The organism is Rhodopirellula sp. J20-39, assembly GCF_057365095.1.
In genome coordinates this window covers 1,585,817-1,609,510 of record NZ_CP195123.1, presented here as the reverse complement: position 1 = coordinate 1,609,510, position 23,694 = coordinate 1,585,817, and the positions used below count along the sequence as shown (strand labels likewise).

Sequence of the window (23,694 nt, the reverse complement as noted above, 5' to 3'; positions counted from 1 at the left end):
GCAATCACTCGAAGCCTGACTTACAACACGCCTGTGTCTTGCAAGATCTCGGTGATGGCGGTTTTTGTTTCTTGATCCAGGTGGGGATAACGATCGGAATCCAAACCGTCGCTCAGCACCCGTTGCAAACGCGAAATCACAACCGGTCGCAACCGCGGATGCAAATTCGCAAACGCCTCGCCGTGAATCAGATAGCTACAAGGATATCTGAATATCCGTGATTGCAGATCAAATTCTCTCAACGACCGACCTTTTGTGTCTTGCGGACCGCGTTGTGTGAACTCATGCGTGAAAAGAAAAGAGCCTTTGATAGGCTCATGCAGTTTTGTTTCATTGCGAAACAGCAAACCATCGATCAAATCGCGAGCGTGCAACTGCAATTCGGCCTCAAACTCTTTGCTCGCTTCCGCCGTCGGTTCGAAGTTGGCAAATTCAGCAACTCGACGACGAACCAAGAAGTTCGCTCGGGTCATCAAATTATGCATCTGCGTTTGGTGTTCCAAAACCATCAATGCCACAATGTCGCTGTACGGCGACAAGTAATCGAATGTAGCAAACTCGTCGCGAAGACTTAACCTGTTGCCGCTGGTGGATGTATCCAGTCGTCCACCCTTCAAAAACGCGTTACCCATGTGAGTCATTGAGCCGTGTTTGCCGGTCACGTACCAACCGCCCCAACGCTCCGAAAAAGGGCTGGTATGATCGGTCACATACGATTCACGCTGTGCAGCAATGCTACCGTCAAAATCAGGTACCACACTGCGGACGACATGCCCCGGAACGCCTTGAGTCATGCTGGTCGCATGACACGAAAGGCATTCATACTTCGCTTGCCGAATCACCGCCGATCCGGCAGCCACACCATCCGAATTAACACCACCTTGCAAAGATGATCCAGGCCGAGCATCTAGGGTATAAAACGCAGCTCCCAGTTTTGGATCAAAGGTTGAAAACTCAATCACCGGTGCACCACGAACCCAGCCCACATAGGTGTCATCGTTGAAGTAGATCGCACGCGGATTACGGCGAGAGATGTAGCGGACCTGCATGCTCGTTTTGGAAAACACCAGCGTCTGGCTACTCGACGGCACATTTAATTCGTTGAGCAACGATTCCAGGTAACCGGTGACACCGTCCGCCTTCAGTATTGTATCGCCCGCCTGAATTCTCTCGATCAATTCGGTGACACGATTCCTTGGCTCCGTATCGCTGTAACGAATTGGATCCGCTTCGATGTCCACCGGCACCTGTGCTGCGGCCACACCGGGAGTCAGCAACGTCGTAAGCGTCCCGACTAAAAACGCGATAAGTACACATCTAGGTTGAGACAACAGGTGTTGACGGCTCGTCATCGGACGGCCTGAATGCCCAACAACTTCCCGGCTGTATCGCCCGCCTCAAACAAGTTCGTTGGCATTGATGCGGTGCGATCTTCGGCCTGGAACAGCGGATGTGTTTGCCGCAGGATTTCCAGAATCTCCGTGCGTGTTTCGGGAACCAAGTGAGCGTATTCAGGCGACTCGTCTTGCTCTTCCAGAATGGATGTCAATTTCGCCACAATCCGCGATCGCACTTCGTCAGGCAGGGCGAGAAAGGAATCGTTGTAGATCAGATAGCTACATGGATAGCGAAACATCCTTGTTTGCAAGTCGAAGTCCCGGAGAGATCTGCCTTGAGAGTCCTGACGACCTCTAGCCTGAAACTCCTTTTCGAAATCACTCGACCCGCTGACCGGACTGGTCAACGGAAACTCATCGCAAAACAGTAGATACTTCAACACCTTATCTACCGATGAATCGATTCGACGTTGAGCACTGTCACTGATGTGTCCCGCCGGACGTTCAAGTAGCTCATTCATTTGATAGGACTGATGCAATGCTTGGCGAGTTTCATAATTGGCGGCCGTGATCGCGTTATGCATCTGAGTCTGATGTTCCAGCACCATTAACGCCACGATATCGCTATGTGGCGTCAGAAAGCTATCAATCCGAAGCGAATTGCTCAGGTCCATTCGGTTGGCTCCGCTTTCACGGTCCAACTCTTGGTCATCCCCTTTGCTGATCACATTTCCCATGTGTCGCATCTCACCGTGTTTTCCAGTGACATACCAACCGCCCCAACGTTCTTTGAAATCACTGGTATGATCCGTCGTATAGGTACCGCTGCCGAACTTGGGTCGTCCCGCTGCATCGGCAAAGACGCTTCGCACCAAATACCCAGGTACGTTTTGGGTGCGACTGGAAGCGTGACAGGAAAGACACCCGCCACGGTCCCGAACAAACTTGAGATCCGCTTGCGGTTCAGAATTAGCCAGCGTGTAGAAGGTGGCTCCCTGATTGGGATCATTCGCCGCAAACTCCAACACGTCGCCTTGCTGGCAATACCCGATGTAAACGTCATCGTTGAAAAAGAGCGATCGAGGGCGTCGTGGAGATATTCGGTTTAATTGCAAACTGGTTTTCGAGAACACCAACATTTGCGAACTGGTCGGCACGTCGAGTGCTTCCAGGACCGCGGGTAGATAGCCGTGCTGGTCATCAAAAGCGAGCTCCACTTTCCCGGCTGCCAACTTTTCGGCAAGTTTTGCGACGGGGTCGTGCACGACGGTGTTGAGGTAATCGATTGGCGGTTTCTCAAACCCGTTGGCTAGCGCCGATGTAGGGCCTTCCACGACCAGCAAGATCAAGCAAAGCCAACTACCGAGTAAACACGCGATTTTCTTCGCCAAAAAGGCCTTCGAAGGGCAGGAGGATTCGCACATATGAAAATCCGGGGGGAAGGTGAGACCGAGTCGAAACCCGGCATTTGGGGAGTTCTCTATACTACCCAGGTGATACCTGCACGTCAACGTGCATGTTTCCCCAGTGCGAGAAAAGATCGACCGGCGCCCCATGCCTGAAGATCGACTTTTTTCGTCGCCTACGCCGTGCCGAATGCCTGTGTTAGGATCCCCGAACTTCCACTGCCCCATCTCCTTTCGCCCCATAATATTGCAACATGTCTCACGATGTTTACGCCGTCGGCAACGCCCTCGTTGATATTCAAGCTCAGGTCGACGACGCCTTGTTGGCCAAACTCGCGTTTGACAAAGGCATCATGACCCTGGTCGACGATGATCGCCAAGCAGCCGTGCTAAGCAACTTCGATCTTCCCTCACTGAATCGTTGCGCCGGCGGATCCGCCGCCAACACGGTTGCTGCGGTAGCGGATTTTGGTGGCAAAGCAGCATTCGTTGGCAAGATCGGCGATGACGACACCGGCAAATTCTTCTTGGAAGACCTTCGCAATCTAGGCGTGACGATTGATGTCGACCCGCTGCCTGATGCTCCCACAGGAACCTGCGCCGTCTTGATTACCGAAGATGCGCAGCGAACCATGCTCACCAACCTGGGTGCGTCAGCCAAGCTTTCCGAAGTCGACATTGACGAAGCCGCCATCCAAAACGCCAAATACATCTACATCGAAGGCTACCTATTCACCGGCGAAGACACCAAGGCTGCCGCCTATCGGGCGATGGACTTGGCCGTCAAGAATAACATCAAGATCGCATTCACTGCATCAGACCCGTTCTTGGTCAACATGATGCGTGAGGAAATCTGGGACATGATTCGTGGCCCAGTTGATTTGTTCTTCTGCAACGAAGAAGAGGCTCGCAGCTTAACCGGTCTGGAAGATCCGATCGCGTGTGCGAACAAGATTCATGAGTCAGCCGAAAACGTGGCCATGACTCTAGGCGAAAAAGGATCCATCTTGATGCACGGCGGCGAAGCCATTCCGATCGAAGGCGTCAGCGTGAAGGCGATCGACACCACAGGTGCAGGTGACATGTATGCCGGAGGGATTCTCTATGGAATCACCAATGGCTTATCATGGCACCAAGCAGGTCACCTCGCGTCGCATGCGGCCGCTCGCGTTGTCGGGCAATTGGGTGCTCGATTGGCGACCTCGTTTTCCGCCGAAGAAATGAAACAGTTCACGACCGTCTGAGCAAATTTGCTAGACGTTGCCATGTAGCGAAGTGCTACCCACATCACGATCACCCGCTCTGGCCTCGAACGAACGTTCGGGGCCAGTTGCATTTGGTGCCAGTTGCCCCCCAGCAGTGGCTTCTCAGGCTAGCTGCGTTGGCAGCAAGTTATGCTGGAGGCAAGTTGCACTGGAGGCAATTGGGACAGGCCGCCGATTGTGTTGGGGGTTAGCCAGCCGCCCCTTTTTGCCGCGTTCATCTATTGAGACGCAGTTAACTCGATTCTTGGTTTCTGCAGTCCCGGAAGTAAGAAATTCAGCCTACCGATTTTTTGGTTGCCGGAATGAATGCCCCAAACATGCTTACACGGGGGCAACCAGTCGGTACGCAGGTTGAAGAACACCTCAGTCAAAGGATTTAGTTACAATCGGAGGCCTCACCTCAACTCCCTCCCATGACAAAGGCAATCGCAGCAATGCCGAATCCCTCCACTCCGATCTCCTCCCCAAACACATCTTCGACTGAAGATTCGGCACCTTCGGCCAAGCCAGTTTTGGCAACAGCGGGGCAGCGTTCCAGTCGTCGCGCCGCACTAAAGAGCTCTGCCGGCCTCGCTCTTTCGGTCGGTTTCTGGAGCAGTGCTTCAGCCGCGCCCAGCTCTTCAGCCAACGACAAGCTTAAAATTCTTTGCGTAGGCACCGCGAACCGTGCAAGCGCCAACATCGAAGGAATCCAGTCACAAGACATCGTTGGACTTTGCGATGTCGACGCAAACTATCTAGGCCGGGCATCGAACCAGTTCCCAGACGCGAAGACCTATTCGGACTATCGCGAAATGATCAGCCAAGAAGCGGACAATGCCGATGCGATTGTGATTGCCACTGCGGATCATCATCATGCCCCGGCGGCGATCCGTGCCATCAACGCTGGTCTGCATTGCTATTGTGAAAAGCCACTAACCCACACAATTGAAGAAGCGCGTATCATCGCGACCGCCGCTAAGAAGATGGGCGTGGCAACCCAAATGGGAACTCAGATTCACGCTGGCGACAACTACCGTCGCGTTGTCGAGATCGTCCAAGCAGGCATAATCGGCGATATCAAAGAAGTGCACGTTTGGGTCGGCAAAGGTTGGGGTGGAGGCGAATTGCCCACCAAGCCAGATCCTGTACCGGAATTCTTAGACTGGGACCTTTGGCTCGGTCCTGCTCCCAAGCGTCCCTACGCTGCCGGTCGTTACCACCCCGCGCAGTGGCGACGTTGGTGGGACTTCGGGCAAGGAACGCTCGGTGACATGGGTTGCCACTACATGGACTTGCCATTTTGGGCACTGGATTTACACCACCCGATTTCATGCGAAGCGGAAGGCCCAGAGTTGCATCCCGAAACCTGCCCTTTGGGTTTGATCGTACGCTACAAGTTCCCAGCTCGAGGCGAGATGCCACCGGTCGACCTTACTTGGTACGACGGACAACACACTCCTAAAACCGTCGCCGGACAACGCGTCCCCGGCAGCGGCGTGATGTTCGTCGGCAGCGAAGGCAGCATGTTTGCTGACTACAACAAGTACAAGCTATTCCCCAAAGAGAAGTTTGCGGACTTCCAGCCACCGCCCCAAACAATCGAAAACTCAATTGGCCATCACGCCGAGTGGATTAAGGCTTGCAAAGAAGGCACGCCCACCACATGTAATTTCGACTATTCCGGCACCCTAACCGAATCTGTCTTGCTTGGAAACGTTGCGTTCCGCACTGGCAAGAAACTGGATTGGAACGGCGAGAAGATCCAAGCGACCAATTGCCCCGAAGCGGATCAATATCTGCGCAAGGAGTATCGCGAAGGTTGGGAAGTGATCGCTTAATACGGTCCGCTCCCAACGATTCCCAACATGACGGCGATCTTCGGGTCGCCTATAAATCGACACTGTATTGCCCAATGTTTGCACGACGCTCGTTTGTCCGTGCAAACCGGCTGGGCTATTCTTGACGCCACCTTTGGCCACCCACCTACACACGAGTTTTTCGTTGCGACATTCATTTTTGGTTTTCGCTGGTATCAGCGTCTGTTGTCTGACACTCTCACTGGGTTGCAATTCACGGGTTGCCGAACCGGACGGCGCACAATCCGATACTAAGGTGACCGCCCCGGCGGATACCAAGTCTTCGGTGACACCTACAGATCCTGCCGATACCGTCGAAGCACTCCAGTCGCTGTCGGCGAAAACGCGTCAAGACGGTAACGGATCGATCATCGAAGTCGATCTGCGGGGCACAGAGGTTCAAGACAACGATTTGAACTCGCTCTATACGTTGCCACGACTTCGCTCACTACTGCTAAGCGGAACGCCCGTGACGGACGCCGCCATGACGGCGGTCGGCAAAATCTCTACCCTCGAAAACCTCGACCTTCGTGACTGCGCGATCACCGACGACGGACTTGCTCCACTGGAGGGATTGGCGAAGCTAAAAGCCCTACGACTTTCGGGAAAAAGCGGTGCCTGCGATGTTGGCGATGACGGCATGGAACACGTCGCGAAACTATCCAACCTGAAAGTCCTGGCCGTTGATTTCCTATGGGTCAGTGAGGATGGCCTAGCCGAAATCACCGGACTGAAGAACCTACAAGAACTCTACATGGCGGGCACGACGATCGGCGACGACGCAATCGGGTTGCTGGCCGAATTCCCGAACCTCAAGAAGTTACGAATTTCCGGTACAGGCATCGGCACCGAGGGAATGAAATCCCTTCCCAAGCTGACCCAGCTCGAAGAGTTGGACCTAAGCGAATGCTCGCAAATCTTGGACGAAGCGATGCCACCCTTGGCTGAGGTAACCACCCTTCGCAAGCTAAATGTGTGGCGATTGAATATCTCCGACGAAGGAATCAAGCCGGTTCGCAAACTGACCAACCTGCAGTGGCTAAACCTGGATAACACAAGGCTCTCCGATGCTGGCATGCCCTATCTAACCGATCTGAACAAGCTGACGTTTTTGCATCTCGGCTCGACCTTGATCACGGATTCCGGACTAGAACACTTACAGGGTCTTACCACACTTAAGGACCTTAAGGTCACGCGTACCGCAGTCACGGCCGAGGGCGTCGAGTCACTTCAAAAATCACTTCCCGAAACCAACATCCAGCTTAAGTACATCGCCGGACAGTAGTGGCTGACTAAGCGTCAGACAGGGAATGAAAGCGACGATGCAATCTCGGCGATCGCGTTAACGACTCGGTCGATATCGGCGTCCGTTGTGGTATGCCCGCAACTGATCCGCAGCGTGCCGCCGGACTGGGTTCCCAAACAATCGTGAATCCTTGCGGCGCAGTGGAACCCCGCTCGCACATCGATACTGAAATCGTGATCGAGGATCGCGGCGGCGTCCGACGGTGGCAGCATCGGTCCGAAATCGATGCTAGCGATGGGCAGGTCATTGGATTGACCACTCTCACGACCACACAGGACGCGCACGCCAGCGATAGAGGCTAAACCGTCGAGCAACCGGGCTGCTTGTTCGTCGAGCCTCGCCGAAACTGATGGCCAACTGGCGGTAGCATCAACATCGACAAGGGCCGCGTTCCAACCGGCGATTGCGGGAATGTTCATTGTGCCCGGCTCCAATCGGGATGGCATCTCTGTGGGCATCGTTTCCAATAGCCCATCGTGGCCGCTGCCACCTTGAATTAGCGGACGGATTGAAGCATGCAGCGACGGATGAACATACAACGCCGCAATCCCAGACGGGCCACCACATCCCTTGTGGGCTGGCACGGCCAATAGCTGGACTCCCAACTCACTCACATCAACTGGCAGATAGCCGAAGGTCTGGGCCGCATCACACAACACCACAATTTGACGATCGGCCGGCCGGTCCAGGTTTAGCTTGGTAACCTCAGCCGCTAGCTTGCTCACGGGCTGCACAATCCCGGTGACGTTGGACGCGTGTGACAATGCAATCAGGCGAGTTGAATCACGAACCGAGCTAACAATGCGGTCCACCTGCATAAGTCCATTGGAATCGCCGGGGACGATATCGTGATGCCTTGTGGCAGCAAACATCGGTCGCAAGACAGAGTTGTGTTCCACCGCTGATGCGATCACGTGATCGTCGGGACGAACGATTCCATGAATCGCAACATTCAACGCCACCGTGCAACCGGGCTGGAACGATATGCATGTCGCATCTTCGGCATTCATAGCCTTGGCCAACCGATTGCGAGTTTGCTGAACGAGCGAACTCGCTTGCCGGGCCATCGCATATTGACCTCGCGACGCGCTGGCACCGCACTCCGTCATGAAGGTGGCCATCGCCTCGATCACCCCCTCACGCTTAGGCCAACTGGTGGATGCGTGATCGAGATACAGCCGCTGCGATGAACGGTCGTTAGAAGCGGGCATCGAGGTCATGATTTTTGAAAGGGACGCCAATCACGCCACAAACCGGTCCCGAGCTGAAAACCTCCCAACACGATTCCTGCAAGCATCAACCCTAATGCCATCGGTATCGGCATCGACACCAAACCGACCGCCCCCAGGACGAACAGCCACGACGCAGGGTGCTGCAACGAAGCGAGCAACGTTTGTCGCCGTCCTGTTCGGACTTTCTTAACCGATGAGTCTGTTTCGCTTCGCAAGTCATCATCGCGATCATTATCGAGAGTAGACACTCGTCGAGACACTGGGCTCGGAAACAATGCTGACACAAGCACGAATCCGGCAATGGCAACAAACAAGAAAGCTCGCAAGATTTGCTGTCGGGTTGATTCAGGAAGCGGCAGATGATTTTCAGCCAGCCGGGTGACTGGCACAAACGGTTGGTCCCATTGAAACGTCCAACGCGGGGAATAACCAGGTGGCGGCATAACTGATAAGAAATCAGCCCACGTTGCATCGGCCTCGGGATCCATCGCCATGACTTCGACTCCCGCTTTTTCGGCATCCGCAAACGCTTCTCGCTCAGCAGAAAAATAACGCGTCTCTTCGTTTAAAATATAGCCATCCATGTCATCCCAGTTCAGCACGGAATCATCGTCTTCGTTGATAATGGCGGCAAATGCGATCGCCCCCGCATCGGAAGGCGATGCTTGGTCACCGGGCAACCTGCCGACCGAGCGAGCAAGCATTCGGTAGCGAGCGATCCAGGTTCGCATCCAGGCGGCGACTTCCTCGTCTCGCCGTTCAGCCAATGCATCCGACGAAGCTGCAATCGCTCGAACGACGCTCGACGCGAGTATTTGGCAACGTTGCTCAGTCGAAATCGGCGAGTGTATCCATGATGACGTTTCAAGACGATTATGCGTATGACCTCGCGTCGGAATTTCGCACCAGTTCACCGTTACGTTGGATTGGGAGGATTGCGAAACAGGCGAAGTCATCCCAAGCAATTCCGGCAATTGATACTGCGAAAACTGGCCTGCAAAAGCTTTGCTGGCCAGATCAATCTCCGTCAAAACCTCGACGCTTTGGCTAAGTCGACTGTAGGGAAGTGAAACCTCCCATTGCGATGGCTCCATGTCTTCTACTTCTCGAGGTCGCAGACTTGCTGGTCGCCCCGCCGCCCACACGCCTTGCAGCTTAGCGGAATCCGAAACCAGCAAACGCAATTGTGTTTGATCACCCGGCAATACATCGAACCGACTAACAATCACTGCGGTTGCATCTTGGGGACGTACTAGAAATCGGTGATCGGTGTGCAACAGTTCGGCACGTCGATCGGTGCGTGGCAACGTCTCTAGATCAATCGACCAACCAGGACCGGTGATGGCGTACACCGACAATTCCACATCATCGGCGGCCTGTTTCGTGGCATCGCCAGACCAGACAAAGTCCGCTATCCGCCAACGCGGCTGCTCAATTGGCCCAGCAAAGTTGCTACGCCAGCGAACTTGTTCATTCGTCAGCCGGGTGGGAACCACAACATCAATTCGGTGTCGTCGAGCATCGAGCACTCGAATGCCCGGCACGCTCACCCGAGAAATTTCGCTGACGGCCAATCGTCCAATCAGCCGGAACTTTCGCACCGGATCCCCGCCCGGTGTGCTGGGCTGCAAATCGATTCGCATGACCTGCAAAGCAGGATCCAATGTCGGCTGGCGTGACGAGACACACTGCGGTTCGATCTGAAGCGAATCACACCATCGTGTTGGAATAGCGATATCAATAAAGTCAGGACAGTGCGGGCTGGTGATCAGACAATCCGTTTGTGCCGTCCAACGTCCCTCGTCCCAGCGAAGTGAAATTCGCGAATCGAGATCCAAGGGCTTGGTGATTGTCTTCACACGACAAGTCGGCTTGCCCAGTGCTGTTTCAATCGCACCGGTCCCAGTGACTCGCTGCACGAGGACTTTACCAGCGGTTAACAACGATGCATCGTCTTTGCCGCTGTCTTCGACCAATTCACCTGAAAGTGCCTGATCCCAATCCAGCGTAACGTTCACCGCACGTGTTACCTGGACATCATGGATATCCAAGTCTTGTGAGTCCTTCGACTCGGCGACACGCCGCAACCTTAACCATCCTAACGAAACGGGCTTCCCGCCCGTTAGCTGACGCTTGCCAGCCTCTTGACTCGAAGCCGAATCTAGCTGCCCCGATCCATCGGTCAGGTTCAATGCCTTAGGGTTTCGATTGGCAACCGGATGCGGCATCGACGCGTCTACTTCGACAACAAATCCACCCGCCGGTCCGACTAAGTAAAGTATCGTTTGATCGTCTTCACGTACAACACTCCAAGGATTAACACCTCCACTGGTCGACGTAGGAGTCGATGCGTTAGGCGTGTCAACATCCGTCGGATCTACCGATGGCGATACCGTACCGGTTCCCTGCGCCGCGTAACGCCAATCCAGTAAACGAGCCCCTTTCGGTAATCGCAACTCGTAACGGGTCGCCGATAAATCATCATCATTGGCAACCGCCGGTGGCTTTACCTCGGCCAGGTATTCGATGTGCTGTTCAGTGGGCGTGATGTGAATGTCATGGCGTGTCAAACACTGCGGGCTGGAAACACTCACCGATTGCAGCACCAACTCTTCAACCCGCCCCACGGTGGCCCGGTCAATCGAGCGCAGATAGCCAGTCCATTGAGCATAAAACTGGTCGACCGATAGCGGTTCAAGGCTCACCATCTTTGCCCAATCGGGACGGACGTCATTCGCGAACGACCAAGCAATCCAAGGCGGCTCATTGGAAGGCGTTCGAGCTACGCCAGCGTCTGCAGCCCCAAGAGTACTTTTACTGGAACTGCTAGCGGAAACCGCGGATCGCTTCGCAGCGGAACCCGCACCTGATTCGACTCCCGAACCTGGGACGGCCGCGTTCCGATCTCGGCCGTCATCACCGATGAATGTTTGCGGTAAACGAACAACCCAAGATCTCGACTTCGCCGCATTGGCTGCGTTGGAGTCGGATTCAGTGGTTTGATTTGCCGGGCTTGGATCAACCTGCGTCCGAAGATCGTCGGCTAAAACGACCTTTCCAGCAGTCGAATCAGAGCCGCGTCCACCTGCTGATTGCTGCTTGCTCGAAATAGTCCAACCCAAACGAATGGGGCGAATCGGCCATGACAACGCGGTCAAACGAAGCACCTGATCACCTTGACTCTTTTCCTCCATGGTCCCATTCACATTCTTAGAATCGGACTGCGGAACGATTTCGTTTTCCTTCCCGATTGCATCGCCATCGATGGGTGAGATTCGCCAATGTTCCGACAATAGCCTTGCATCGCCACCACGCGATCGGATCGTGACCATCGCCCCCGGGGGCAATGAAACCGTCGGCTGCATTTCACATTCGACGACTGACATATCCTTTTGCACATAGACCCAGTACCGAGTCTTCCAAGCGGAAGAACGATCCCAGGGCAATGTCACTTTCTCGTCGTTGGTAAATTGAAAACGCAGGTCAAGACGCTTCATCGTTCCCAACGGGATCAGCTCACTGTCTTGAGCAAACGGGTCTACTGTTGAAGGACGATCCGTCGCCACCGACCAACTCGAAAAGCCATCCTGCATCAAAATGCCACCGATCCCACGCTGTCGCTGGACAACAAGATTCGAAACGGCCAACGAAGGAAGATCGACTTCCACAGATGCCCAGGGATCTTGCCAGTCAACTCGACAACGCAATGCAATTTCGACGTTCAACGAATCGGCACCACGGGTTTCAATCCATTGCCATCCATTTTCGTCAGGGCCTGAACGCAGCCTCGTTTCGGTCCCTTCATGCTGAAACGCGCGGATCAACAAGACATCATCCGCTTGATAGGGCAAACGTACCCGGCGTGCGTTCTTCGGAATTCGAACACGCAGTTGCACCGTCAAACGGACGCTCTGATTCCGCTGCATGGATTCCAACACTGACTCGGGCGGCCCAGTCGCCTGCACCAAAATCGGACTGAGTTGCAAACGGTAGTTTGCTCGCTCAATCATCGCTGATTCTATCGGTGGCCCCGGTTGCTGAAAGAACAACTCGTTGAAAAACGCTTCAGGAATATAGACCTTGTCCCCTAAGACCTGACCATCCGGTTGCAACGGCACCAGTACATCGACCGCTCCACCGGACAGGTTCTCAGGCGAAGTCGACGACGGCGTTCGAGACGCATCGGATGTCGTCCCGTTCGCAACTCCACCGCTCTCATCTCTACCGGAACTATCCGACGACGTGTTGTCTCGTGAGGTTGTCTGCGCAATCGCGGTTGGCCCCCCCAGAGTCAAAATAAGTAACAAGAGGGTTCGCATTACGGCCGACGTTGAAAAGTCACTGTCGGTATTGTCGCGTCCCAGTTCTACGTTTCGGCTACTCTTGACCGGAGCCTTTTCAGCTACTCCAGGATCCGTGGGGCCGGAATCCACTGGCTTGGACTGCCTCAACCAGGTTGACGTGGTCATCTGCATTGCCGCGATCGTTAGCGGTAAAGCGATAAAAGTAGCCATGGCGACCAAAGTCTTTGGCCAAAGCAATCCGGCAATAAACGCCAACACGATCCCAAGGGCGATGATACGCATTCCATCGATGCCAACCATCCGCGCCATGCCCAACAACACCAATGCCGCGATCCACCCCACGCCGCCCAGAAACCCGGTTGGAACTAGCAGCACGATGGGACTGCCCGGTTGTCGCCAGCTTATCGCGGTGTCCGTCAACAAGGAATCGGAATTCGACTCCTGGGATGCGGTGAAGTATCGCGACCATTCCAACAAACGACCCAACAATTGCAGGTCGGGAGTAAACAACTGGGTTCCCGCGGCAGCGACAATTTCGTCGCTCGCATCGATCACCAACTCATTGATTTGAATTCGTGGTACTGAGTAGTACCGAAACCAACCATTGTGCCTGGAAGACGCTACCCACTCCATGCTGAGCAGTTGCCAACGGTTCAACTGATCCGAATCGAAAGGAATCAAGACTTCACTTTCGCCACCTAAGTTCGTCCGTTCAACCCGCTGCAAATCTATACGCTTACCATCGACTTGGACTTGCATCAGATGCAAATGGTTAGGAAAGGTGACACTCACTTGAGAATCCGCTTGCACCAAACAAGTCATCTTCAGACTGTCCGTGCCACTGACCGAAGCTAAACTTCGCAATCGCTGTCCAAGCACCAAACCCTGGGGTGGGTTGTGCAAACGTTTCGTCACCACAATGGAGGGCTGGTCGTCTGCTTCGTAACGATATCGTGAATACTGGTTATCTGAAGTCTCCAATGTGGGCACGCCGACCAATGCGTTGAGGTGGTGATCCAATTGCAAATCGGAATCAATCCAAACCTCTGCCGCTTGCGAGACAGCCTCGGGAATGTTCGGCAAACCAATGACAGCAGACCTTTGGTCCAGTTGGTTATCAGCATCGCCCCATCGAATCGCGCGTCGCCCTACCAACCACGATTGATGCGAATGCGATGTAGGCAGCGAGATCCGCATTTCCCAGACGCCTAATGACTTGATCCATCTCTGTCGAACTTGGTTCGCCGCAATTGGCAACTCCGGATTCCCCGGAAGCACGCGAATCGACCAATCGAATTGGGGCGGACTCTGTTCGCCCTGACTGTCACCAGCAACCCGCAACCGCATCACGGAAATCGTTCCAGAGGTACCTTCTGTCTTGACCTCTACGGTTTGTCGCACGCCAGGCGATTTCGTTTGCTGAGCCTTACGCAATGAACCCTTCGTGGCTCGCGAAACCGGCTTCGCGGTGGGCAATAATTCTAGCGTAGTTCGAATCGATACCGACAAATCGACATCCGGTCGTTCTAACTCGATTTGCGGCGTTTCCTCGATCGTGTTCCCCAGTACGATTGCATCGCCAGGAAGTGGAGCAAAGAATCGTCGCTGCCCCGCTGTTAATTCCGAAAACTCCATCCGCGCCGGGTGAATCGCCGCCCTCGCTGTCCAACTTAGATCCGCAGGCGGAATGATCGTAGCCAAAAGTTGCCCCGGGCAGTTCGCGACCCGCATCATCCACAACGGACGTACGGTCTGGCGCACGTCATTGGACGCCGTAGGACTCTCACCCGATCGTGGCCTTTTGGCATCCTGACCGCTCACTGAATTGGCTTGTGGTTTGGACCGCAAAGCCGACACGCTTTCGGTAACGGAAGTCGAAACGAGGGTGCTCGCATCCGATTGGCCTGAGCTTAAAAAGCCGTTTATCTCGGCCAGCGGTGGGCTTACCGAGGGTTGCGAAACACTTTCCGGTTTATCCAACTGACGGCGGCCAATTTTCTGCACCCGTTCCGGCGAATCTGCTTTCCTACTGGAGCCCAACACCGCCCGTCTTGCTTTCGCGGTTGCATAGATCGTCACACGCCCATCGACAATCTCACTTGCATCGGGCCAAATGATAAGCCGTCCTCGCTCATCCGCGTTGAGCTGAGTCGTTGCGTTGCGACGGCTTTCTCCCACGCCCACAAACTGAAACTGAAATCCAGGTTGCGTTTCCAATTCAATCGGTTGGATGGAATTCGGAGGCAGTTCGACGATCAACTTTCCGCGTCCCTGAATGAACGTTTCATCCATTTCAAAACGAATTTGATGACGCGCAAAAACCAAGTCCGACTGCCGGCGGATCGCAATCGACCAAGGATCCGATGGCGTGAGAGCAGGACCAACGCCCACCCAGCGATTCATCACCGTCTGCTCCTCAGCGGACCGGGAATCGGAAACCCGCGCATCTTGCAAACGCTGATCCGTCGCATCGACCACCGCCGCTGCAGATTCCAGTCCAAGTTGATCTTTCGCTGCTGCCCGTACAGCCCAATCCTCTGGCGTCTTCCAATCGGTGACGTCGAAAGCGGCTGGCATGTCCAGTTGCAATTGCCAAACCTGTGGCGGTACCAGCCACTTGTCGCTCGGAAAGAGCGGCGTCGGTAGCGAGACGCGAGACTCATTCGGGTTCGGAATTGTAACACCTTGGTAGGTCAAAATCGTTGAAGTGGAACGGGGCTGGGAAGCACGACGGTCCGCCGCCAACAACGCACCTGTAGACTCCGACGCGTTCGCGAAATCTCTTCGTGGCGCCCCCGGCACCATTGCTTGGCCGTCCTGGGTAACGCTCGTGACCTCACCGTGATTCCAACGCACATCAGGCAGACGATCTTGGCGATCAATCGTCAACCTTGCCGTCCATTGCAAACGATCGCCTGCCCACCGGGCCGAGATACGGCAACCTCGAACAACCGCCAATGCCGTCGATTCCGCCGTCTCGGGTCGCACCGTCAATGTCCACAGCCCAGCCGGCTTTGGCTCCACGCGGTACCACCGACCTTCCATCGCCCGCTTACCGAAATCCAAATCGACCTCGTGCATTCGAGCCTGTTTTTGGATGAACGACGAAGTTACCTCGACGGCAAGTTGACCGTCGACTTCTACAATCTCTTGGTCACCAACCTGCAGATAGAACTCCGTCACACTTGATTCAGGTAGTCGGACATTCCACTCATGTCCGCCATCAACCAATCGAGACCGCAACGTCCAGTCCAAGTCGACGATCGCCCCCGGCTTCGCCGACAAAAACAATTCACCAGTTTGGCTAGAGATCGCAGCCTGTTGACCTTCTGCAATAGCGGTCGACGCACCTTGCCGAGGAACGTAAGTTTCATAAACAGGCTCAACAGCCAAGTTGACCGGCCCAAGCCGATAGCGTTCCAAACCTGAACGCGGATCCACAGCCACCGATGACACCGCCACCCCGGAACTGCTCATTGAGCCTGTTTGCTCAGGACAAATCAACTGGGTCGATAGACTTCGAAGCGTCGCGTTGACCTGGGCTCCTCTCGAACGACCGGCGACGGATTCTAGGGATAGGTCGCGTTCAGAATCCGGCGATTTCTCAATTGATTGAGCGAGAGCACGAGGATGCTCCACAGTGGCAAACACACGACAGACTGCAACCGGCAAAAACGTTTCACGTTGCCCTGTTGTGCTGCTCTGTTCGATCGCCGCACCGAGTTCTTTGATCGAGATTGGCCGAAAATCAAACGGCACCAAATCCGCAATCTGCGAACCATACATCCCGATCCATCGCGGTGTACGGCCTCTCCATTTGGGAGCCGCCAAGCGGTTTGGTGGAAGTTCCACCGTCGCCGGAACCGGGGCGATGGTTGATCGCGACTCGCTTTCAGAATCTTCTACGTTCGCCTCGTCCCGAATTTCCTTACCATTGTCGGACGTTTCATTTGCCATGTCGGTATCGTCACCAGCGACAACTTCACCATCGCTTGAATCATCACCCTGCTCGCCAGCGGTTGCACCCGCGGGTTCATCAAGTGGTACCTCGCCTGACTTCTCTCTCGATCGTTCGGCTGAACCATTATCTTTTGAGCCATCATCATTGGAACCGCTAACCGGTGACGAGTCCGGCACGGATGCTTCCGCGCTGCTTGAAGTGACTGGATCTTTCCCGTCAACCTCTTGAGCCCCCACCGACATTCCCCACCCGGGAATCAGTATCCATAACAAGCATATCGCTACGCGCACCCTTAGCAGGCACCCTCCGGCATTTCGCTGCGATTGTTGAAAAAAACGCAGCGACAGAACATTCCGCTGTGTTTCAGCTTGAAACATCGTCGCCGGTTACCTCAGTCTGCGTGGGCGATCCCAGTTTCGACTTCAAATCGACATCGTGCAGTGAAGCGGAATCAGGCTCGACCGATGGGGCCGCTGGCTTTGACATCGGCGTGCTATCCGTCCCAATGTATTCCCGCGTCGTGCCGACCGTCGGGCTCCCCTCGTAGCCAACACTACGCGTGGGTGAGTCATTTCCTCTTCCCGCGTTTTGGTCATGGATACCGTTTCCATCACCGCTTGCCCTAGATGGTTTGTCGATCGGGGATGCGCTGCGGCGTTCATCATCACTGCGTCGCCGTTGGCTAGCTGAGTCCGACCGACGTTCGTCTCGTTCCATTTGTGACCCGCGAACTCGCTGGCTACTGCCGTTGGCACCCGACGCCAAAACACGCTGACCATTCCGTGGGACCACAATGGCCGATATGGCGTAGAACACCGCGACCAAACTAAGCGAAATCATGACGAGTTGGGCTGTCAGAACGACACCGTCCGGTGCCAGCACTAAGATACCAGCCAAAAAGATAGCTAACACGAAAGCGGTAAGCGGATGATGCAGTGAAGGAAACCATTCGAACGCAACCGCCAAAATCAGCACTAGCGAACCGACGCCGAGCCACAACAACGTCCGTGAAACGGTGATCGCATGGAATGAGTGTGAGCTTCCCGCGAAGAACAAATATCGATTCCCCGGAACCGTGAAAGAGGAATCCGACAACGATTCACGTACCATTTCAGCCGTCAGGGAATCGGCCATCGAAGCGGAACCGTCGACCGGCACCCTCGCGTCCTCACCGAATTGCCAATTCAAATCGCTGGTCCAGCGGATCAATTCTCGATCGGTCATGGATGGCAAACGCGCCATCCGCAATTGATCACGCTGCCAATGCATCGCGCGTCCCGATTGCGACGAGGCCCAAAACAAATGTGAGTCTGTCGGCACAACCAATTGCCAGTACTGCAATCCCGACCCCACGGGTAACCGAAGCATTGGTCGAATCTGAGACCACCAGGGGCTGCTAGCCGTCTCGGTCCAAATCCGAACGTCCAACAAGTGCGCCGCTTGTGTCGAGCGAGGTGAAAGCTGCCCCTCTTCCATTGGTTCACCGTCGGCTGGTTTCGTTTTTAAATCGACTGCCGATCCACTGGCTTGGCTACTTCGATTCGCAGCGTTCCTCGCATCCAAACTTGCCGAATCAAGCTTCGGCAGATCAATCCTCAAGCCTGACGCATCTCGCGTACTGGCGATCGGCTGTCCATCCAATCGCACTTCCACACGGATGGTCTTCAGCGTCGGCGGCAATCCCAATCGAACCCGTTGCCCTCGCTGCACCAACGCCAATAGGTGTTCATGCCGAAAGTCTTCACCAATCAAGCTTCGCAAGAACGAACGAGGAACCTCGGTAAGCTGCTCTTCTCCATCACGGTTGCGCAATGTCACCGGGATCGCAAAATCGGGGAGCACTCGAAAAAGCCACTGCTCACTAGTTCGACGAGACGAACCGACATCATTGATCGATGCATCCCCCGTCTCTTCACGCTCGACCGAGCGTTGTTTGAAATCGCCGGCGGTGATTAGATCCGACAAGATTCCGTCAAAGCGTGGCGTCAAACGCCAAACATATCCGCTCGCATCAGCAATCCCGGTAGGAATGCCAACCGCCACAGGCGTAGGAATATCGACTTGATCAGCGACGGGCGTAGGGACCACTAGTTTACTAGCAATCATCCCATTGGAATCGCCTCGTCCGACAAACGCGGAGTCGTCCGACAACAGTGGGATCGGTTGACGGAAGCTAAGTTCGACTTGATGAGTTCCTACGGCAAGCTCGGGTGAAACGATTTCCCATAACTGCCGCTTCGTAAGACCGGCGTTACTGGTCGGCGGCGTTTTAGGCTTGTTCGTACCGAGCTGATCCACGGTTGCACTTGATGACACATCGCTGGCCGAGTTCACCGTTTCCTCTTCGTCGACATCATCCGGGACATCGACTGGAGCCTCGTCGTTCAATGATTCCCCACTGTCCACCAACCGCACGATAGCCGGCGTGCCATTGACCGCGACCGACCATTGCGGGTCGACGCCGGGCATTGAAAACCGTAACCGTCCCTCTAAATTCGTATCGCTTTGTACCGACCAAATCGCACGTGTTGCCCACTCGTTGCCCGACTGCAATAGCGTGACGTTCGCTGTCCAGCTCAATTTTAATGGCTTCGTTGCAAACTCGCCTTTCAAGGTCCACGGTGAATCGGGACTGATCACTCGAAACTGGATTCGGCGTCCCGTCTCCAATCGTTGAAGCGTGGGGCTTTGGGCAAGATCAACCGTCCACGATTCGCGTCGCCGATCGACCAAGTTCATACGCACATCGGAAACGACTACCGACGGAGTCGTCGAGATCAACCGAGGCAAATCGAGCGTGCCAAACAAGCTTTTTGTGCTTTCAACAGCAACCGGATCCGCATCGTCCTCTTCACTTAAAGGAAGCTGAAGCGGAGCGGGCAATTCAGCGAGTATCCGATAAGTGTCCGGCCACTTACCATCGGATGTATCCACCTGCCATTCAACGATTGAATCCGATGCGCTGATATCTAGCTTAGGGTCGGACGACTTGATGGAGGTCGAAACGGCGGTTTCTGACGTACGTATATCCAGCAAACGCCAATCCCCCATCTCCATCCGCAAGCCCTTCGGATCGATGCCACTTCCGTCGGCTTGCACCACCAATTCCACGCGGGCCGCTTGCCGAGTGACCTCGAGTTCAACGTTCACGTTCAACCGTTGTTGCTGCTGTTTGGCGGATAACCAAACCGGCAACTCAAAGCGATTCTGACTGAATCGGAATGGATAACTTAGATCACCGTTTTGGTCGTCCGCCTGCAACGAAACGATCGCATCAATCCCGAGCCGAGGCCGCCATCGCAAACGATGGTCTTCCGAAGTGCGGACCGTCACACTGCCGCGGTGCCCGATTGAGCGATCGACTTCCGGGATGGTTAAAACCCAAGGCTGCCCCGCGGACGCTTCTACCGCCGACTGCCTAAGTTGCAACCGAAGCTGGGCCGCCGACGGCGCCGCTGCGACGGAATCATGGCCTGCCCAACGAGCGACCACCTTTCGCGAGCCCGGTTGTTCTCCTGGAACGACATGCACTTCCCACAGCAAATTGCTTTCGCTGCCGATCTTCGCACTGGAACTACTGATAGTGGCCCCCGGCGTGGCGTCACTTCCGCTGCGTCCATTGGAGTTCACCTTGACCAACTCCGGTGGTGACAACAACACCATCCCAGCGGGTATCTGGGTTTCAAACGACCGCAAGGGTCCACGTAGGTTGCGAGTTAACAGCCGGATGTTCATTGCCACCGGATCACTGGGCGAATCCCACTGAACTTCGGCCTCCGATTCAACCTCGATCAAGTCACCGGTCTCGTTGAGCGACTCCGGCAAGGTTAACCAATTCAACGAAACATCGCCGCCGGCGCACTCGATCACAAAACGATCGTCCAAGTCCACTCGCCGCACCACTTCGCGTCCCGTGCCAACCATATTCAGCGATACCACTGGCCGTTTCTCGCCAGCGTTGGCATCAGGTTGTTGTGAATCCGAACGGTCGGGCGACGTGAAGTCCAAGTTCATCACGGTCGAGACGTTAGGCAAATTCAATTGCATCACCGACTGCCGCAGTGAAACGCCATCGACTCGGTTGGAAAACTTCATCGTCAGCGTAACCAAGGTGGTCGATTCATAAGCGTCGACGTCCTTCGTTGGGTCTTCGCTATCCAAACCAGGGTCCGTTTCTTGCGATGCCAGCGAATCTTCGTCGGGGGAATCTGCATCGTTCGCGGCATCGGCCGGTCCCATCAAAGCTTCAACCGGGATCACCAATTGGTAACCGCCACCGGGCTGATCCGAATCCTCATCAACCGGCTGCAGGCAAACGTAGGCATCATTGATTGAAGCTTGACGTTCCAAAATCTTTACGTCCGCCGCCTCAAGCAGATTCGAACCTTCGAACCCGAGATCAACGACTGCGGTCGGTTGTCCGGTATGTCGCAGCACCGATGGATCAAACCGGATGACCAACGTGGCTTCCAGTTCGGCACGCTCCGGGCTGATATGTCCATTGAGGTCCAACCGTTCCAAAGTCGCGATCTGCTCGCTCGCCCGAAGACCACGATCTCGTTTAAGCAACCGATCGATCTCTTCAAACGACATCCGTGGGATCACGACCGGCGTATTTGATTCGTCCTGGAACAAGAACGCATTCGGGCGAATCCCCTGCAACGGGCCGGTCCAAGGTGCCTCCGAGCGCAGCAATCCTGATGGTGGCATCGTCCCGGGTGGTTGAGCCGCAACCCGTGGATGATCGACTGAGCTGAACACCAAGAATGCCATCAATACACCGGCAAATCGCAGCATTCGATCTACGCCGGTGGTGGTCCGAGTGCGGCTATGCTCCGGCTCACGCCGCGACTTTGCAACAGACGACGGAGGTCGTATCGGCAATCGACAAGCGGAATACAAAGCAGATGAAACCACGAGGGCAGGTGGCCGCTTCTTAACGAGGCGACGAAAACAGAAGGAAAAGTGCAGTTTGAGCCCCTTCAGTCTACGTAAATTGCCCCACCCGCAAAGGCAAAAGTGGAGCAATGGCGGGCTTCCCCGCCCAGACAACAGCCCGTAATCCTCCCAACCGGCAAAACAGGAGACGGAGTGCCCCCGTTATTTTGTCCGCACTGGCCAATCCGCCCCGATATCATCCGTTTCTTAGCCCGTAGGTTCGTCCCACCAAAAGCTGATCAAGCCAGATAACGTTCACGCAGGCTGCCCATCAACGGTTCGGCCGACAGCGGACGCCCAGTCGCGTTTTCGACCAATTCATCAGGGGTGTAATTACGTCCATGGCAGTGAATGTTCTTACGCAGCCAGTCCAACAGTGGTGCGAAATCCCCCTTGGAAATGCAACCTTCCAGATCACTGATCGCGTCTTTCGCGGAATCAAAAAGCTGAGCCGAGACCAAGTTTCCAAGCGTGTAGGTGGGGAAGTACCCAAACAACCCGGCACTCCAGTGGACATCCTGCAACACCCCATCGGCAGCCGATGGCGGACGAATGCCAATCATGGATTCGTAAAGATCCGCCCAAGCGACCGGTAGATCGTCGGTAGACAGATCGCCCGACACCAACGCTTGTTCCAACTCGAATCGAACCAAAATGTGCAGGTTGTAGGTTACCTCATCCGCTTCCACCCGAATCAGCGACGGTTGGACTTGGTGAAACATGGTGTGGAGCTGATCCGTGGTCACATCGCCCAGCAGATCCGGAAACGTCGATCGCATCAAGGGAGTGAAGTGCTGCCAAAACGCGTGCGACCGACCGACCAAGTTTTCCCACAAACGCGATTGGGATTCGTGGATTCCCAGTGACGCATATTGTCCTGGCGGCAACCCATACCAATCTTGTGGCAAGCCCTGTTCGTACAAACCGTGCCCCGCTTCGTGAAGCGTTCCGAAAATCGAGGTAGGCAGAAACCCTTCTTCGTACCGAGTTAGGATTCGGCAATCCGACGGCCCTAGAGTCGTGCAAAACGGATGCGAGGTTTCATCCAATCGGCCGCGTTCGAAATCGAAACCGATCGCTTCGGCGAGTGTTCGGCTGAGGGCTTTCTGAGCCGCGACAGGGAACTTCTGATCCAACAGAGGTGCCGCTTGCCTTGGTCGACCTTGAATTTCGTCAACCAAAGCCACCAAGTCTTTTCGCAAATCGGCAAACACCTGCGTCAGGTGAGCGACCTTGGCCCCCGGTTCGTACTCATTCAGCAAAGCCTCATAAGCGGTCTGGCCCGATTCCGCGATTGCCTGTCCCGCCTGACGCTGCAGCGAAATCATTTCGTCCAAGGCAGGCTGAAACTGTGCATAGTCATCCGCGCGTCGGGCTCGTTCCCAACTTCCTTGACCGCGAACGGTCGCCGACGCAATCGCTTCGACCAAATCTTGGGGCAGCTTACGATGCTTGTCAAAATCCTTCCTCAACAATCGAAGTGTGGCCCCGATAGGCTGGTTCGTATCCGCGGCTTCATCCCAACCGTCCAGTTCCGCTAGCCAGCCTTCGATCTTCGGCGAAGTTCTTTTCTCATGAACCAAACCTCGCAGGTGCGATACCTGGCGAGCTCGGAAGTCACCGCCGCCGCGTGGCATCCCCGTCCGTTCATCCCACTCAAGCAATTCCGCCGCGGATTCAATAAGCGATGCGTCGCGAAAGTGCTGGCACAGGACTTCGAACGTCTTGGAAGAATTCGTCATGATCGATTTCGGTGATAGGGCAACAACGGGGAACCGCTCCGGAAGGTTCACCGGGATATCATCCACCCGCCGCTGCATCAACCCGGCATGGATTCTTGCCCTTCGGCTTCACCTCGGTACCGGTTGAATCGATTGGCGAAACCTTCGGTTCTCGGTTGACCTGAACGAAGACCAGTGACCTTGTCGGTTCGACCGACTATTCAACGCATTCGGGGGCCAGGTTTTCAAATCCACGAACGATCACTGGATTCCGACCGCATCGCCCATCATTCTCGCTGGCGCTGGTCGGGAAAACTTTGCGGGCGTCATAACCGGCCTGGCGGCCTATCGGCGCCCGCCACCCGAAGTGTCGCAACGATTGTAGT

General features: G+C 55.1%; 9 protein-coding genes. 3 read left to right on the top strand and 6 right to left on the bottom strand.

The window, feature by feature from the left end; genetic code table 11:
• Positions 1-20 precede the first annotated feature (20 nt).
• Complete coding sequence (locus ACR3ZL_RS05805; protein WP_473648829.1) at positions 21-1,352, bottom strand: hypothetical protein; 1,332 nt, start codon at positions 1,350-1,352, stop codon at positions 21-23.
• Entirely contained in the window at positions 1,349-2,761 is a 1,413-nt protein-coding gene (locus tag ACR3ZL_RS05800; RefSeq protein WP_473648830.1) for a hypothetical protein, read from the bottom strand. The genes ACR3ZL_RS05805 and ACR3ZL_RS05800 overlap by 4 nt, the downstream gene beginning before the upstream one ends.
• Before the next feature lie 236 nt (positions 2,762-2,997).
• Between ACR3ZL_RS05800 and ACR3ZL_RS05795 the strand changes: the two genes are divergently transcribed.
• The 3 genes from ACR3ZL_RS05795 (at position 2,998) to ACR3ZL_RS05785 (ending at position 7,131) form a co-directional block, all read left to right on the top strand.
• A complete protein-coding gene (locus tag ACR3ZL_RS05795) occupies positions 2,998-3,987 on the top strand; it encodes an adenosine kinase (protein WP_473648831.1) in 990 nt (329 codons plus the stop codon).
• Positions 3,988-4,421: 434 nt separating this feature from the next.
• Positions 4,422-5,828, top strand: coding sequence for a Gfo/Idh/MocA family protein (locus tag ACR3ZL_RS05790; RefSeq protein WP_486173270.1), 1,407 nt, complete (start codon positions 4,422-4,424; stop codon positions 5,826-5,828).
• Positions 5,829-5,991: 163 nt separating this feature from the next.
• Positions 5,992-7,131 carry a leucine-rich repeat domain-containing protein gene (locus ACR3ZL_RS05785; protein ID WP_473648833.1) on the top strand — a complete coding sequence of 380 codons (1,140 nt, stop codon included), beginning with the start codon at positions 5,992-5,994 and terminating at the stop codon, positions 7,129-7,131.
• Positions 7,132-7,145: 14 nt separating this feature from the next.
• On the opposite strand, the gene ACR3ZL_RS05780 is transcribed toward ACR3ZL_RS05785, so the two are convergent.
• The 4 genes from ACR3ZL_RS05780 to ACR3ZL_RS05765 form a co-directional block, all read right to left on the bottom strand.
• Positions 7,146-8,363 (bottom strand): aminotransferase class V-fold PLP-dependent enzyme, encoded by a 1,218-nt coding sequence (locus tag ACR3ZL_RS05780; protein WP_473648834.1) that lies wholly within the window; start codon positions 8,361-8,363, stop codon positions 7,146-7,148.
• Positions 8,364-8,368: 5 nt separating this feature from the next.
• The gene (locus tag ACR3ZL_RS05775; RefSeq protein ID WP_486173269.1) at positions 8,369-16,825 is read right to left on the bottom strand and encodes a hypothetical protein; all 8,457 of its coding nucleotides are present in this window, start codon (positions 16,823-16,825) and stop codon (positions 8,369-8,371) included.
• Positions 16,826-17,012: 187 nt separating this feature from the next.
• Positions 17,013-21,446: a hypothetical protein gene (locus tag ACR3ZL_RS05770; protein ID WP_473648838.1), complete on the bottom strand. Its 4,434-nt coding sequence runs from the start codon at positions 21,444-21,446 to the stop codon at positions 17,013-17,015.
• 380 nt (positions 21,447-21,826) lie between these two features.
• Entirely contained in the window at positions 21,827-23,329 is a 1,503-nt protein-coding gene (locus tag ACR3ZL_RS05765; protein WP_473648839.1) for a carboxypeptidase M32, read from the bottom strand.
• Positions 23,330-23,694 lie beyond the last annotated feature (365 nt).

Excerpts from the sequence above, each read along its gene's own strand:
- ACR3ZL_RS05805 (WP_473648829.1), bottom strand. The coding sequence starts at position 1,352 with ATGACGAGCCGTCAACACCTGTTGTCTCAACCTAGATGTGTACTTATC.
- ACR3ZL_RS05800 (WP_473648830.1), bottom strand. The coding sequence starts at position 2,761 with ATGTGCGAATCCTCCTGCCCTTCGAAGGCCTTTTTGGCGAAGAAAATC.
- ACR3ZL_RS05795 (WP_473648831.1), top strand. The coding sequence starts at position 2,998 with ATGTCTCACGATGTTTACGCCGTCGGCAACGCCCTCGTTGATATTCAA.
- ACR3ZL_RS05790 (WP_486173270.1), top strand. The coding sequence starts at position 4,422 with ATGACAAAGGCAATCGCAGCAATGCCGAATCCCTCCACTCCGATCTCC.
- ACR3ZL_RS05780 (WP_473648834.1), bottom strand. The coding sequence starts at position 8,363 with ATGCCCGCTTCTAACGACCGTTCATCGCAGCGGCTGTATCTCGATCAC.
- ACR3ZL_RS05770 (WP_473648838.1), bottom strand. The coding sequence starts at position 21,446 with ATGCTGCGATTTGCCGGTGTATTGATGGCATTCTTGGTGTTCAGCTCA.
- ACR3ZL_RS05765 (WP_473648839.1), bottom strand. The coding sequence starts at position 23,329 with ATGACGAATTCTTCCAAGACGTTCGAAGTCCTGTGCCAGCACTTTCGC.